This is a genomic window from Lacrimispora xylanolytica (assembly GCF_026723765.1).
Lineage (GTDB): Bacteria > Bacillota > Clostridia > Lachnospirales > Lachnospiraceae > Lacrimispora > Lacrimispora xylanolytica.
This window is the reverse complement of the sequence record NZ_CP113524.1, coordinates 1,082,830-1,096,569: the sequence shown is the minus strand read 5'-3', so window position 1 is coordinate 1,096,569 and position 13,740 is coordinate 1,082,830. Positions and strand designations below refer to the sequence as shown.

14 protein-coding genes are annotated in these 13,740 nt (G+C 37.7%); 6 read left to right on the top strand and 8 right to left on the bottom strand.

Annotated features, from left to right (window positions below; genetic code table 11):
- Positions 1 to 19 precede the first annotated feature (19 nt).
- Positions 20 to 460, bottom strand: a complete 441-nt coding sequence (locus OW255_RS05265) for a hypothetical protein (protein WP_268115859.1) — start codon at positions 458 to 460, stop codon at positions 20 to 22.
- A gap of 99 nt (positions 461 to 559) precedes the next feature.
- A complete protein-coding gene (locus tag OW255_RS05260) occupies positions 560 to 1,135 on the bottom strand; it encodes a MarR family winged helix-turn-helix transcriptional regulator (protein ID WP_024836952.1) in 576 nt (191 codons plus the stop codon).
- A gap of 322 nt (positions 1,136 to 1,457) precedes the next feature.
- Between OW255_RS05260 and OW255_RS05255 the strand changes: the two genes are divergently transcribed.
- Together OW255_RS05255 and OW255_RS05250 are read left to right on the top strand one after the other, a co-directional pair.
- Entirely contained in the window at positions 1,458 to 2,003 is a 546-nt protein-coding gene (locus OW255_RS05255; protein WP_268115858.1) for an ECF transporter S component, read from the top strand.
- 105 nt (positions 2,004 to 2,108) lie between these two features.
- The gene (locus OW255_RS05250) at positions 2,109 to 3,263 is read left to right on the top strand and encodes an SLC13 family permease (RefSeq protein WP_268115857.1); all 1,155 of its coding nucleotides are present in this window, start codon (positions 2,109 to 2,111) and stop codon (positions 3,261 to 3,263) included.
- 198 nt (positions 3,264 to 3,461) lie between these two features.
- Here the strand turns inward: OW255_RS05250 and OW255_RS05245 are convergent, their stop codons facing one another.
- Together OW255_RS05245 and OW255_RS05240 are read right to left on the bottom strand one after the other, a co-directional pair.
- Positions 3,462 to 4,085: an undecaprenyl diphosphate synthase family protein gene (locus OW255_RS05245; RefSeq protein ID WP_024836955.1), complete on the bottom strand. Its 624-nt coding sequence runs from the start codon at positions 4,083 to 4,085 to the stop codon at positions 3,462 to 3,464.
- Between the two features lie 99 nt (positions 4,086 to 4,184).
- Entirely contained in the window at positions 4,185 to 4,325 is a 141-nt protein-coding gene (locus OW255_RS05240) for a cyclic lactone autoinducer peptide (protein ID WP_024836956.1), read from the bottom strand.
- A 772-nt stretch (positions 4,326 to 5,097) separates the two neighbouring features.
- On the opposite strand from OW255_RS05240, the gene OW255_RS05235 reads away from it, so the two are divergent.
- Genes OW255_RS05235 through OW255_RS05225 form a run of 3 tightly spaced genes read left to right on the top strand, consistent with a single transcriptional unit; the run spans position 5,098 to position 7,724 of the window.
- Positions 5,098 to 5,835, top strand: a complete 738-nt coding sequence (locus OW255_RS05235) for a LytR/AlgR family response regulator transcription factor (RefSeq protein WP_024836958.1) — start codon at positions 5,098 to 5,100, stop codon at positions 5,833 to 5,835.
- A complete protein-coding gene (locus OW255_RS05230) occupies positions 5,804 to 7,105 on the top strand; it encodes a sensor histidine kinase (RefSeq protein ID WP_268115855.1) in 1,302 nt (433 codons plus the stop codon). Before OW255_RS05235 ends, OW255_RS05230 begins: the two co-directional genes overlap by 32 nt.
- A 49-nt stretch (positions 7,106 to 7,154) precedes the next feature.
- Positions 7,155 to 7,724: an accessory gene regulator B family protein gene (locus tag OW255_RS05225; protein WP_268115854.1), complete on the top strand. Its 570-nt coding sequence runs from the start codon at positions 7,155 to 7,157 to the stop codon at positions 7,722 to 7,724.
- A gap of 36 nt (positions 7,725 to 7,760) precedes the next feature.
- Here the strand turns inward: OW255_RS05225 and OW255_RS05220 are convergent, their stop codons facing one another.
- The 4 genes from OW255_RS05220 to OW255_RS05205 form a co-directional block, all read right to left on the bottom strand.
- Positions 7,761 to 8,237 (bottom strand): phage holin family protein, encoded by a 477-nt coding sequence (locus tag OW255_RS05220; RefSeq protein WP_024836961.1) that lies wholly within the window; start codon positions 8,235 to 8,237, stop codon positions 7,761 to 7,763.
- Between the two features lie 42 nt (positions 8,238 to 8,279).
- Positions 8,280 to 8,819 carry a sigma-70 family RNA polymerase sigma factor gene (locus OW255_RS05215; protein ID WP_024836962.1) on the bottom strand — a complete coding sequence of 180 codons (540 nt, stop codon included), beginning with the start codon at positions 8,817 to 8,819 and terminating at the stop codon, positions 8,280 to 8,282.
- A 587-nt stretch (positions 8,820 to 9,406) separates the two neighbouring features.
- Positions 9,407 to 10,144, bottom strand: a complete 738-nt coding sequence (locus OW255_RS05210) for a hypothetical protein (protein ID WP_024836963.1) — start codon at positions 10,142 to 10,144, stop codon at positions 9,407 to 9,409.
- 415 nt (positions 10,145 to 10,559) lie between these two features.
- The gene (locus OW255_RS05205) at positions 10,560 to 12,557 is read right to left on the bottom strand and encodes a glycoside hydrolase family 31 protein (RefSeq protein ID WP_268115853.1); all 1,998 of its coding nucleotides are present in this window, start codon (positions 12,555 to 12,557) and stop codon (positions 10,560 to 10,562) included.
- A gap of 265 nt (positions 12,558 to 12,822) precedes the next feature.
- On the opposite strand from OW255_RS05205, the gene OW255_RS05200 reads away from it, so the two are divergent.
- Positions 12,823 to 13,707, top strand: a complete 885-nt coding sequence (locus tag OW255_RS05200; RefSeq protein ID WP_268115852.1) for an AraC family transcriptional regulator — start codon at positions 12,823 to 12,825, stop codon at positions 13,705 to 13,707.
- Positions 13,708 to 13,740: the final 33 nt, after the last annotated feature.

Sequence of the window (13,740 nt, the reverse complement as noted above, 5' to 3'; positions counted from 1 at the left end):
CGTATCCTCTTTTCTACTTTTAATTTTGACATAATGGATGAACGAACCTTAAGCTTTCTTTTTCTCCATCTGAATCGTGGATAAACCGTATCAGAAACATTTTCCCTATATAGCCGTCCTGCAATAATACCGTGATTACAGCCCACAGGATCAGAGGAATAAAAAGAAGTTCCGCTCTCATGATTAAGTACTTCATTGGCATCACTCCAAAGGAAGCTCTGCCAATGGAGGGGCTCATCATCTCTCCACTTGCTTCTTCGTCAAAACCGATATACTCTATGATGCCCTTGACGCCCTTATGGCTGGCCCCCTTCTCAGACACCGTCTTTTTCACAGGATGGGGCAGCTTTCGGCCAATGTCGATATTAAAAATATTAAATTCAGACGACAGCAGTGCAAAACAGAATAAATATGCCATGATTCTGCGGATTACACTGCTGCTTGCGGCCTGATTTTTCATAGGTCCCCCTCCTGCAACATTTACACAAATTACTTACTTTTCAGAATATAAACACCAAAAAGCATTGTACTACAAATAATCTGGAAACACAACCTTTGCTTATTCCACAGACCCTATTAACTTCCTAAGAATTATTTCCAGATTTTCCTTTTCTTCTTCTCCTAAAACAGAAAACAGCTCATCGCTTCCATTCTCCAGCCCGTACAGCTGTAAATTCACTGCTTCCCTGCCTTTTTCCGTCAGCAATATCTTTTTGCCGTTCTCCTTAGAATCCTGAATGGATATTTCTTTTCTATTAGAAAGCTTTTCCAGAACCCTTTTTAATTCTTCCTTTAACAGACCGGAAGATTCCTTTAATTCCGTTGGAGAGATGCCATTGTTTTCTGCCAGTATATTTAATATGTAGCCCTTTAACTTCTTTCCCTTATTCTTTCCATCTGCCTTTTTCATAAGACATTCATTTGCTTTCTCATAAAGAACAAATAATTTAAGATCAGACTGAAGCTTTTTTAATTCTTCCTTATCAATCGCTTTCACAGCCTTTGCTTTCATGCTGTCCTTTTTTACTGTTATGGATTTTGCAAGAGATTTTCCTTTTCCGCAATGAGGGTCTTTTAATGAGCAATGCCGTTTGCAATAAGGGCAGTGATCCTCTTCTGTCCATTCCTTTTTCATGGGAACACCTCCGTATTTCTCTCGTAATATAAGTCTTTTGTAATGAATTCGCTTATATCTATAACTTTTTCTATAGATACCATTCAGCATAGCATAAATTCTTAACCTTTAATGGCCTTAAAAGCCAGTCCTGGTCTAATTTCTATTATATTTATTTGGAGGAAGAATATCAAGCAAATATTCTCATTCTCAGGAAGAATACATCCAATCCTTAAAAACTGGTATGTATGATTTTATTCAAATTGGATATTTGAATAATGCCAATGATTCATTATGATAGACTTAAATTATTTCTAAGAGCACTACGAAAGGAGGGAACATCATGAAATCCATGGGAACTAAAAAAATCGTATACGGGGCTTTCATGGCTTCACTGATTACCGTAGCCACTATGGTAATTCATATTCCATCAGCCTTTAACGGCTATATTCATCTGGGAGACGGTCTGGTTTTAATCAGCGGGATTCTATTAGGGCCAATGACAGGAGGAATTTCTGCCGGGATTGGCTCTATGATGGCAGACTTTTTATCCGGCTATGCTTTCTATGCTCCTGCTACCTTAATCATAAAGGCACTGGCTTCCTTCTTTTCTGGATACCTCTATCAGAGGCTGATAAAAAGAAGTGGAATCGTTTCCTTCCGGCTTGTTCCTTTTATAAGTTCCGGCCTCACATGCAGCACAATTGTCACCGGAGGTTATTTCTTATTTGAATGTGTGGTTTATGGCAAATCCGCTGCCCTCTTAAATATTCCTCTTAACCTTGTCCAGAACAGTTTCAGCCTGTTGATTGCCGGTACTCTGCTTCCATTTCTTCTTCGCAGAAATGAGTTAAGGAGCCTTGTCTTAAAAAAGGATTATGAGGAATGACCTGCAGGCTTTATAAATAGCTTGACATGGACTATGAAAGTGCATATAATGCAAATGATTTCAAAAAGGTCAGACTAAAATTATACTCATAAAGGACATTAATATATGATACAGCAAGAATTGCCCATGGATAAACATCCAGGGAATCATCTGGTACAGACCTGGATAAAGATAAAACAGTATGTGACCAGTAACGTGATTTTCTCCGTTTCCCTATTTGCAGCAATCATTTCTTCTTTTTTTCAATTACCAAGGTGGGAATATATTGATTTTAAAGTTATCGTCTGCCTGTTTGAATTAATGATTGTGGTAGACGCATTCGATCAGTTTCATTTTCTTCAGTATATCGCCACCAAGGTGTGTAAAAGCTGTAAAACAGAGCGCGCTCTTACCATGGCACTTTGTCTCACCTCTTTTCTCGTTTCCATGCTCCTTACCAATGACGTTACCTTGCTTGCCATTGTACCGATTTTAATTATTATCTCTAAAAAAAGCAGTTATGATATTGTGATTCCTTGTGTACTGGTTACCATAGCCGCTAATTTAGGAAGCAGCATGACACCCTTTGGAAATCCACAGAATCTGTTTTTATTCTCCTTTTATAAGATGAGTACGAAAACGTTTCTTGGATTCTCTCTGCCGCTTTGTATTCTTAGCCTGGTGCTCCTTGTTTTACTTGGTTTTATTGTTAAGTCAAAGAAGATACAGTTTGAAATGGAGGATGTAAGGATTCAGAATAAAAAAGGAATGGGGTTTTATAGCCTTTTACTGATTCTTGTTATTCTAAGTGTATTTAATTTAATTCCTTATCTGGCTGTATTTCCCATCGTGATTTTATCCACCTTAATCACAAACAAAAAGCTGTTAAAACAGGCTAATTATCAATTGATATTTACTTTTGTATTTATTTTTGTAGCTGTCGGAAATGTATCACATATTCCACAATTAAATCAATATCTCTCCGACCTGGTTCATACGCCCAAGGCAACTTATATTTACTCTCTTTTGCTGAGTCAGTTCATAAGCAATGTTCCGGCAACCATTGCAATTGCCCCCTTTAGCTCCCATGCCAAGGCTCTTTATTACGGAGTGAACATCGGAGGGCTTGGCACACCGGTGGCTTCCCTTGCCAGCATTATCGCCTATTCTCTTTACAGCAGCCAGTATGGTGAGAATAAGGCAAAGTTTTTAATTCATTTTACGGTTCTTAATTTCAGCTGCCTTGCAGTTCTTGGAATTGCAGGCTTCCTGATGATATAAGCTAGAAAGAGTCTGACTTGTCAGACTCTGGCGCTGACGCGCCGTCACTTTAGTGACATCTTCCTCTTAAGCGTCATGTGCATCCTGCACGGAGTGCTTTTTATGATATAGGGGAGTTCGCAAAACTTTCCTATATCATAAAAAAGCAGCGGATTTAAGAATAAAACCGCTGCTTTTTTCTATGGAAACGAATACTCATTACCCCCCTAGGGTCACATCCTGTCTGGAATACCATTCTACAGCATCATAAATATGCTGCGGTCTGAAATCAGGCCAGTAATCATCTACAATGTACATGTCTGAATAGACCGATTGAACGGGTAAAAAACCAGACAACCTTCTCCGTCCGCCCCAGCGGATCACCAAATCAATTCTTGAAACATCAGAGGTCTTTAACTGAGGTCCTATGGCTCCGTCTTGAAGCCCTAAATCCCACTCCCAGCTATAGTTTATGAGAAAATTAATTTTCATGCCTCCTTCACCAAATCTGGATCTGGTGGTATAGGGCTTTAATCTCTCAGGAAACATGGCTGATGATGTTTTTCCCAGTACCAGAAGCTCTGCGTCTTCTTTTGATAATCTCTCTACCGCTTTGATACATGCTTCTGAGAATGCCTCCCGCTGTGTGGTGGGACGCTTGGTGTTATCCGCAGTAAAGCCGTAAAAGGTCATTTCTTCAATTCCCATATCTTTACAGATATAATATAGGTCCATTCCCGGAGAAATTCCATTATCATATCCGTCTTCTTTTTTCATTCCCTGCTCCAGTGCCCAGCGCCGGTTTCCATCAGGTATGATTCCAATGTGCTTTGGAATTCTCATTTGCTTCCTCCTTTTTCCATTTGGAAATATACAAAGAGTATAGCCATTTTTTATGATTCCATAATGGGAGTGAGCAAACGAGTGAAAAATCTCAGCAGACTATTTCTTAAACTGCTTTAGCTCTGCAGGCATCTTAGGTTGATGGTATATGTACATGCATCTGCTTTCTGCTGCCAGCTCTAAAGACTTTCTAGCCAGCTTCTCCATGAATTTTGCTGTATTGTTTGTTTTACTTTTCATAGTAACTACCTCCATCATATTCTATAAGATGGGTTCATTATAGTATCTTGGTACAAAAAATATATCACAATGTAATAATAACGGTACTGCATGTAATTTTTTCCACCTATTACTTCAAAGAATGAATTAACCTCTTTTTTTGATTTCATTCCGGTCTTTTGCAAAGATTATTAACAGCAAAAGGGTCAGACAAAGCAATATATTGATTAGATTAAATAGGGAAATCAAATTTTCCAGCAGAAATTCATTACTATATTGGAATTTAATTTCACTCCATTCTAAATAATTGGTAATGATAATCGTAATAATAAAATTTATATTGTAAATTTTTCTATCTGACTTTATTAAAAAATCTTTATCAAAGATGGTAAAGAACAAATACGTGATTAAAATAAGCATCCCCACCGCAAGTAGTAAAAACAAATATAAATTCAAATAGCATCACCTCACTTCCATCTGTAATAATATGTCAGATTGTGCTTCTGCTTTGCAGAGCAATACGAAAATATAACATTTCCCTTACAAAATACTTAACTTGTTGAAATTACGAGGTTATTTGTAATTTTTCCTTATTCCATTTCTCTCATTTTTTATTCATACTATAGCTAATACTTCTATACAAAATAAAACAATTATATAGTATAATATATGTTGTTTGTTACCATATTTTTCGGGATATACCCGGAAAATCATGCCGATTACAAAGCACACCCCCTTGATGCTTGGCAAGTAATGGAAACTGTTGTAAAAACTAAATTAAGGAAGTGAGAATATGTTACGAGTCGCAATTTGTGATGATGATTTTCTGTTCACAGGTATGTTAGAAAAAACATTAAGAGCTGAAGCGGAAGCTAATGGAATTGAAATAGAAATCGATGTATTTTTTGATGGTGTTATGCTTGAAAAATATATCCGCCAGGGAAACATATTTGACCTCATATATCTGGATATTGAAATGTCCCAGCAAAACGGAATTGAAGCTGCCCGCCATATCAGAGAGACCGATAAATCGGTATTATTAATTTATATCTCCGGGTATGAGCAGTACTTAAAAGAGTTATTTGAAGTAGAGCCATTCCGTTTCCTGTCAAAGCCTTTGGATCATTCGAAATTCTCCCAGTATTTTCATGAAGCTTACCAGAGGATCAGCGAAAATAACGTTTATTATCAGTTTAACTTTAATAAAGAGATCAAAAAGGTCGCCCTAAAGGATGTTATTTATTTTGAAAGCCGGAACCGGATCATACATATTTATCTTAATAATGGTGAAGAGGAATTTTTCTACGGAAAGTTAAATGACGTAGAAAAAGATCTAAAGGAAATCAACCAGCGATACTTAAGAATCCATCAGTCTTATCTGGTAAATTATGATTACGTAAGAAAGATGAATTTCTCCAATCTGGTCATTGAAAATAACGGTGAGCAGATTACACTTCAGATCAGCGAGGACAGGCAGAAAAAGATAAGGATGCAGTTATGTGATCTGGCAAGCAGAAAGGCAGGTGTCTGATCCTGTGAATATGCTTTCTACTGCCATAGTAAGCCCGTTTCTTGCACTTTTTTATATCCTGGTCATAAGAAAATGTATCCATGCTTTTTTTCTTCCTACTCCCTTAAAACTGCCTAATTACCTGGTCTGGATCGCCTATTTTCTTTTTCAGGTATACGTTGGCATGGGAGAACCACTTTCACCGGTCATTACATTACTGTTAAACATGTTTTTTGTATTTTTAGTCACCAGCAGCGCTCATTCGGAAAGCTTAAGAAAGTGTTCCATCTTTTCATTTCTCATCTGTGCGATCTGGATGCTGGTGGAGATTATTGTCCACATGATCTTATATATGCTGAAATTTGATGATAGCTCCGGACTTTCAGGAAACATTATTTCCAAGATTTTAATGCTTGTTTTTGCAATCATCACAGGCAACTGCCTGCAGCAGAGAAGTATCACCGATATCTCCTTTCGATATATGGCTATCCTTTTTATTGTGCCGGCAGGAAGCATCTACATCATGCATAACATCTTTGTAATCAGCAATCAATCCAGTGACGAATTATTATTTTCTTTTATTTCAGGCATTTTACTTTTATTTATTAATTATGTGATTTTTGAGGTATTTGAGTCCCTGGCCCAGAATACGGATTACCAGAAAAAGACCCTGCTTTATGAGCAGCAGTTGGACCTTTGCAATCAGCAGGCAAAGGAAAGGGAAGTTCAGGACGCTGAGTTAAGAATGCTTCGTCACGATATCAAACAGCACCTTATCTGCCTGTTAGGAATGGTAAATGCTAATAAAAATGAAGAAGCTGTCCATTACTTAACAGCCCTGCTGGAAAACGGTACCTCAAGGAAAATCCATGAAATCTCACGCAGCGGAAACATCGTGGTAGATTCTCTGGTGAATTATAAGTGCTCTGTGGCTCAAAAGGAGCACATTGAATTTAACGCCAATATTTTTATACCTCCTGTTCTCCCATTCCAGAATGGGAACCTTACGATTATTCTTGGAAACCTTCTGGAAAATGCCCTGAACGCTTGCCGTCATATCCAAAACGGAAAACGAATGATTGGAATTCAAATGACTTATCAGAAGGAAATCCTCTCCATCGTGGTATGGAATACCTTAGAAGATTCCTCAAAAGATTCCCCATCAAAGCATGTTATGGGTATGCTTTCCATTGAACAGGCCGTTGCCACTTATAACGGAGAAGTGATAACAGAGACAGAAGGTAACATTTTTAAGGCCGCCGTCATCCTTTATGAGGGCGGAGAAACATGACAAAAGAGTTCAAATCTTTTTTCCTACAATTAAAGCAGGAGGTTGGCTGATGGAACGGCTATCCATTGTATTTACAAATTACATTATGAAAAAAGGAGTCATTCCCAAAGAGAACTACGATATTTACCTTTACGGATTTCAAAGCTTTTTAGAACTGTTTCTCAATTTTATTTGCAGCGTCATCATCGCCGTTGTGCTGCATATGGAAATCGAATGTCTCCTGTTTTTCTTATTTTTTATTCCTCTCCGTTCCTTTAATGGAGGACTTCATCTGGAATCCTATTATTCCTGCCTGGTTTTCTCCTGTATGACCATGACGACGATTTTGTTCCTTGTAAAGTATATTCATTTAAGTGCCCCTGTTTCTTTTATCCTATTTCTTGTTTTATTGACAGCTATTAAACTTACCGGATCCTATAACCATCCAAACCGACCAGTGGATGAGGAGGAGAATCAAGAATTTGTACGAAAAACAAATCTTACCTTCTTACTCAGCTTCCTGGCTGCATTGGGGTTTCTAATGCTTCAATGGGACCGGTACCTTTTACTCCTGGCATTAACCTATCTTCTTGTCTTTATCACATTGGTGATTTCTAAATTCAACAGGAAAACGAAATAATCAGGAAAAGGGAAGGAAATCCTTGTAACCGGTATGTTACAATTTCTTTCCCTTTTTTTCTATGGTGCCTTGCATTTCGGTCAATACCTTTTTTAAAAAGTCCGGAAGATTGGCCCCCATCCGCCCTGCATTTTCTAAAATAGAAATGAGCTCATTCATGATCAGCCATATAGATACCAGCAGACCAAATATTGTTTTATGTTCAAATTTAATGCCTAATTCTGATGTAAATTTATAAATAATGTAATCGGTGCAGATTGCCACAAATATGATGAATATGTAGCTTGCCTTTTTATAAATGCCTAACAGGCTTTTTTTACTGTTCCAACCATATTGCCTGTTATTGGGATGATCAAGAGCCTCCTTTTTTGATGCCAGCATACCGGAAAGATAATCAATGATCATCAACAAGGTTAATAAAAATACAGTTGGTATTAACAAATCAAATTGATCCATGACCCACGCACCTATTGCCCCCATCGTGCCCTTTTCTACAAATATTTTTTTATCCATGCTTAATCTCCTTCCCAATTGATTTGTTATGTAATGTGGTTCCTACTTAAAATATTTCTCTTTTAACAGGTTATAAAAATTTTTTCTGACCCGGTGAACGTATTGACGGGACACCAGATTCTTTTCTGCAATGACAGCATCGGACTCGTCCCTGAAAACAATGTCGCAAAGAATATGGTACTGTTTTCCCTCCTGCTTCCCCATCAATCCTTTTAAATCCTCCAGAAAGACACAATCTTCAAATTCCGATTGATCCATATCCATGTTTGTAAAGAAATCATCCTCCATTACCATCTCTCTGTCAAAATGCAGCTTACTCTTTTTGTACAATTCTAAAAATCTGTTCTTCAATGCTCTGCTTAGAAAGTAAATACATTGCCCCTCTTCCTGATAATACCCCATGGAATTAACTGCCTCCAAAAGACAAAGTACGAATTCTGAATGCATGTCCTCTTTTTCGTCCTTATACAAAAGACGAACATATTTGCTTATAAGCGGTTCCATTTTATCTGCAATCAGTAAGAATTTCTCTTTGTTCCCATCTTTATATTCCTTTATTAGTTTTTGAATACTATCTCCCATTTTCTTCCCTCCTAAAAGGTAAAAAGAAAAAAAGGGTAAAATTGTAAACTAGATTTTTTACAGATAAAATGTTTTTTTGTTCTTACTAATTGATTTTAGTTAAAAAACTATCACTTTTATAAAACACGTTAAAAACACTGAACAAGAGGAAGAAAAATCTTCTTATTCAGTGTTTCAAGAGTTATTGTCCGGTATTATATGTAAATCAGAATACAATAAATAAATTTTTAACAAAGTGTTCAAAACTTTATTATTATCTAATAACAATCTATATTTAACTATTCATATATACAGTTATACTGTGCTGTAATCTGAAAATTCACTTGTAAACTGGTTATATTAAGAAAAGACAGGTGAGTAATCCGAATAATTGGGGATATATTTGGGAATGCAACATAAGAAGTGAAAAGAAAAAATGGACCACCAAATGGGGGCCCATCACCTGTAACATCACTGATTCACAGATAATTTTTAATAAGTCTTTTAGTTGGCTGCTTGAACAGCAGCGGATAGATAGAACCAGTTCTTACAACAAAAACTGCACTCTTTATTTGTATTTCTTTATATTTTTATGTCTAACTTTGATATTATAATGACAATTTTGACAGATCGATTTTACTCAGTGGAATGTTTGGTTCCCCCTCCTTGATTCGTATAGTGATATCCTCATAATTGGCATCCAACATGACCAAGGGGACTTTTTCATTTTCTGACAGATCAGATATATTAAAAATCTTTCCAAACTCTCTGTAAGTGGTATCTTCTTCATTGACGGCTGCCATGGTAGGATTATAATCATCGTAGAAGCCTGTCACGTATTTACCATCCTTATAGGTTAAGCATACATACCCGGACCCACTGGTTCCATTGCTGACTAGAAAGAGGCTGTTTCTTCTATAATATATATTATTAATGGAATACCAGCCTTCCGGCTCATATAAATCAATCACCTTTTCAGCCTTGTTATTTTGATATGTAAATATACTAATAGATACGGAATCACCTAATATTAATTCCGGTATGCCGTCATTATTAAAATCGTGAAGGCTTACGTAGGCCCAACGGTCAGAACCATTTCCTTCCCTTAAGCCATATGGATCGACTAAATATTCTTTTGCATAAGTTATTATGTCTTTATACGATTGTTGCCAGCCATTATCAACCGAAGATTTCTCCGATTTTTTATCGTCGGATTCCATTGTTTCTTCCTTTGCATCCTTTTGAATATGACTTTGACTTTCAAGTTTCACATTATCACTTTGAACCTTGGCGGTCCGACAGCCTGCTATCCCCGATATTGTAAAAAATGATATTGCAAGTAACATGAATCTCCTTCTCAATTCTCTGCCCCCCAAATCTATTGTTGTTCCATTTTAACCTTTTAAAAACTGCTTTAAAAAATTAAAGTACGAACTAACTTAATATTATAGCAAAAATCCTACTTGATATTTATTTCGTGTAATTAAACCGTACTTTATTGTAATTATTTGGCTGTAATTATTTGGTTGCAATTATTCCGTAGTAATTATCAATTAATTGTTACTTCAAATATCGGGCTAAAACAGTACCTTGATACATGATTAAAAAATCTGGTGAATCCACTATATATATAAGAATTATTTATTGAATGAGCTTAGAATTAAACATAATCAAAAAAAATTAATCATGATCCATGGAAATGCACTTTGGGTGAAAGAAAAAAGAGAGGCTGTAAGTTATGCCCCTCTTTTGGTAAACATACTAATTCATTCTTTGAAACACTGGAATTGCCTCCAGGGGAGCCTGACAGTTCATGGTCTGCCCACCAGAGTATTCTTTATGATCAATCAAGTTTTTCCAGGTTCCGGCTGGCAGATAGACATTTCTCTCGAATTTACCCGGGTATAAAATTGGAGCGACCAGATACTCCCCGCCAAACATATACTGATCCATTAATTCCCAACATCTTTCATCCTCGGGAAATTCATAGAACATGGTACGCATGAGCGGGGCACCATTCTCACTCGCTTCTATCATAAGCTTCTCTATGTATGGCTTTAAGGACAGTCTTATGTCTAATTGCTTTTTCATAATGGTAAATGCCATCTCCCCATAGCTCCACAGTTCATTAGGCTGGCCAGTAAACAGGCTTCCCCCGCCGTATTCTTTATTGGAAAGAGGCGGAATGTTATGAGGGCCACGGTCACCGTGCATTCTTAGAATCGGGCAATAGACTGCAAATTCAAACCAGCGCACCAGCAGTTCTTTAAAGGCCGGGTCATCTACATCGTCTGTCATAAAACCACCGATGTCCGTAGTCCACCAGGGAATACCCGCCAGACCGATATTTAAGCCACCGTATAATTGATCACGGAGTGACTCGAAGGTACTGGGTACATCGCCGGACCAAACCAGAGTGGAGTATTTTTGACTTCCTGCCCAGGCGCTGCGTACCAGGTGAAGCATCTCCTTTTCCCGTCCCAGTTTGGTTAATCCGTCACAAAATGCCTTCGCATACATCTGGGGGTAGATATTGTTCACCTCTAGAGCACACCCCAAAGCATACCGGTAATTATCAAAATCATACACTGCATAATCAGGTTCTGCATTGTCCAGCCAAAACATATCAATCCCATAGTCACAATAATTCTTTTGGCATTTCTCCCATATATATTCTCTTGCTTCCGGGTTCGTAACATCTATGGTCAGGCAGTCTCCCTGAAAATCATAGGTCTGAATACTGCCTCGTTCCGTACAGATAAGAAGCCCTCGTTCAAACATTTCATTGAAATTTTCACTTTTTCGATCCACAGTCGGCCATACGGATACTACTACTTTAATCCCCATGGAATGAAGCTCATCACACATGGCCTTAGGATCCGGCCAGTATTCCGAATCAAATTTCCAGTCTCCCTGCCTGGTCCAATGGAAAAAGTCGATCACAATCACATCAAGGGGAATCCCAAGTTCTTGATACTTTCTCGCCACGGTCAAAACTTCCTCTTGGGTCCGATATCGTAATTTGCACTGCCAAAGTCCTAACAGACCCTGAGGCAAGGCTGGCGCATGGCCTGTTACAGCCGTGTAATGTTCTACGATCTGAGCGGGAGTATCTCCCACCGTAATCCAATAATCCATCTCTTTCGCAGCCTCTGCACGCCACTCGGTATAATTTTTTCCAAAGGAAGCCTTACCAATTGCCGGGTTATTCCAAAGAAATCCATACCCAAGGCTTGAGATTGCAAACGGAATTGATACTTGGGAATTACGCTGTGCAAGCTCTAAAATACAGCCCTTTAAATCTAAGTAGGCCTGCTGATATTGCCCCATGCCAAAAAGCTTTTCACCGTCGTTACTTTCAAAACGGACAGTGAGTGCATAATCTCCCCCTATAATTGGCTTGTAATCTCTCCCTACAATCTTTAAGCAACAGCTTTCCCCGCACTCCGTCCCAAAATAATTCCGATAATATTCCCGAAGAAAAAGCTTATCATCCCGAAAAAACGAAAGGACTCCGGCTGCATTTACTTTTGCACGAATCCTGCCATTTTGAATCGTCGCAGATTCATTCCCATTGATTGTAATTTCAACGGAACTCTGTTTTGTTGATACCTCTTCACTAAGAGCCCAATTGCGTCCGGTAAAGTTCATGTACCGGGTTGCTCTCACACGAAGAGAATCCTTCCCCCAGGGCTCAATGCAAAGTTGTTCCGTTTGATGACGGATTACCAGAGAATTGTTAACATTCGAATAATTCATAGTTCCTCCTTTCATGTAACTGCATACAGGTTTTATAGGTAACATTTCAAACTTGAAACTTTGGTAAAAATTTCTTATACTAATAATATAGTGATAAATCCAATGGAAATCTTTAATTAATATGATGAAAAATAACATTATTTTCACATATATTAATAAAAGAGAAACTCAGGGGCTTAACATCAAAGGAGGCATCTTCGTACCTGCATAACAGAACTGCTTTTCATAATTTATATACAAAAAAGCTAGTAGACGGGAGCCAAACATGAATGAAAAATATAAGCTGCTAAGAGAGCAGCTTCCTCATGGAAACGCCATGTTTCCACTTATGGTTCATGAGATTAAGTCAGACTGTAGTTTTAAAGAACGAGTAAGCTGCCACTGGCATGATGAAGTTGAGATTCTTATCGTAACAAAAGGACTGGGTGAATTTCATATAGATAACCGCAGTTATCCTTTAAGGAAAGACAGTATAGTCATCATTCCGTCCAATCATCTCCATTCCATAACCAGTGAAATTGGTATGCCCTTTAATTTTTTCGCTGTAGTATTCCATCAAACTTTTTTAAACAGCTTTGTCAATGATGTTATCCAGCAAAAATACTTCAACAGTGTCACACGGGAAGAGACCGTGTTTCCAGAATTTATTTCACCAGAATTAGAATGGGAGCAAAAAATCCTTTCCTTGCTTTTAGAAATACAGGAGATATTTAACAAAAAGGAAACCGCATTTGAGCTTGATATAAAGACTAAGCTGTATGCCATCTGGCATCTGCTTTATGTTCATTCTGAAGAAAAAGGTACCCCCTCCCCTAAACATGCAGACTATAAAATGGAATTAACCAAATCAATCATTAAGTATATAAAAGAACATTATGACAGCTGTATTTCCTTAGAAGAGCTGTCCAAAAAATTTAATATGAGCGAAGGTCATCTCTGTCGTTTTTTTAAATCCATGACAAAAATGTCCATTGTAGAATATATCAATTACTACCGTATCAGCGTCAGTGCAGAACTTCTAAGAGAAACAGGCCGTGACATCGGCGAAATTGCCAGAATGACAGGCTTTAATAACATTAGCTACTACAATAAAATATTTAGAAAATATATGCACATGACCCCTTCCAAGTTTCGCAAATGTGGAGCTTAATCACTCTGTGAAAGCAAAAAAGCACCCTACCAA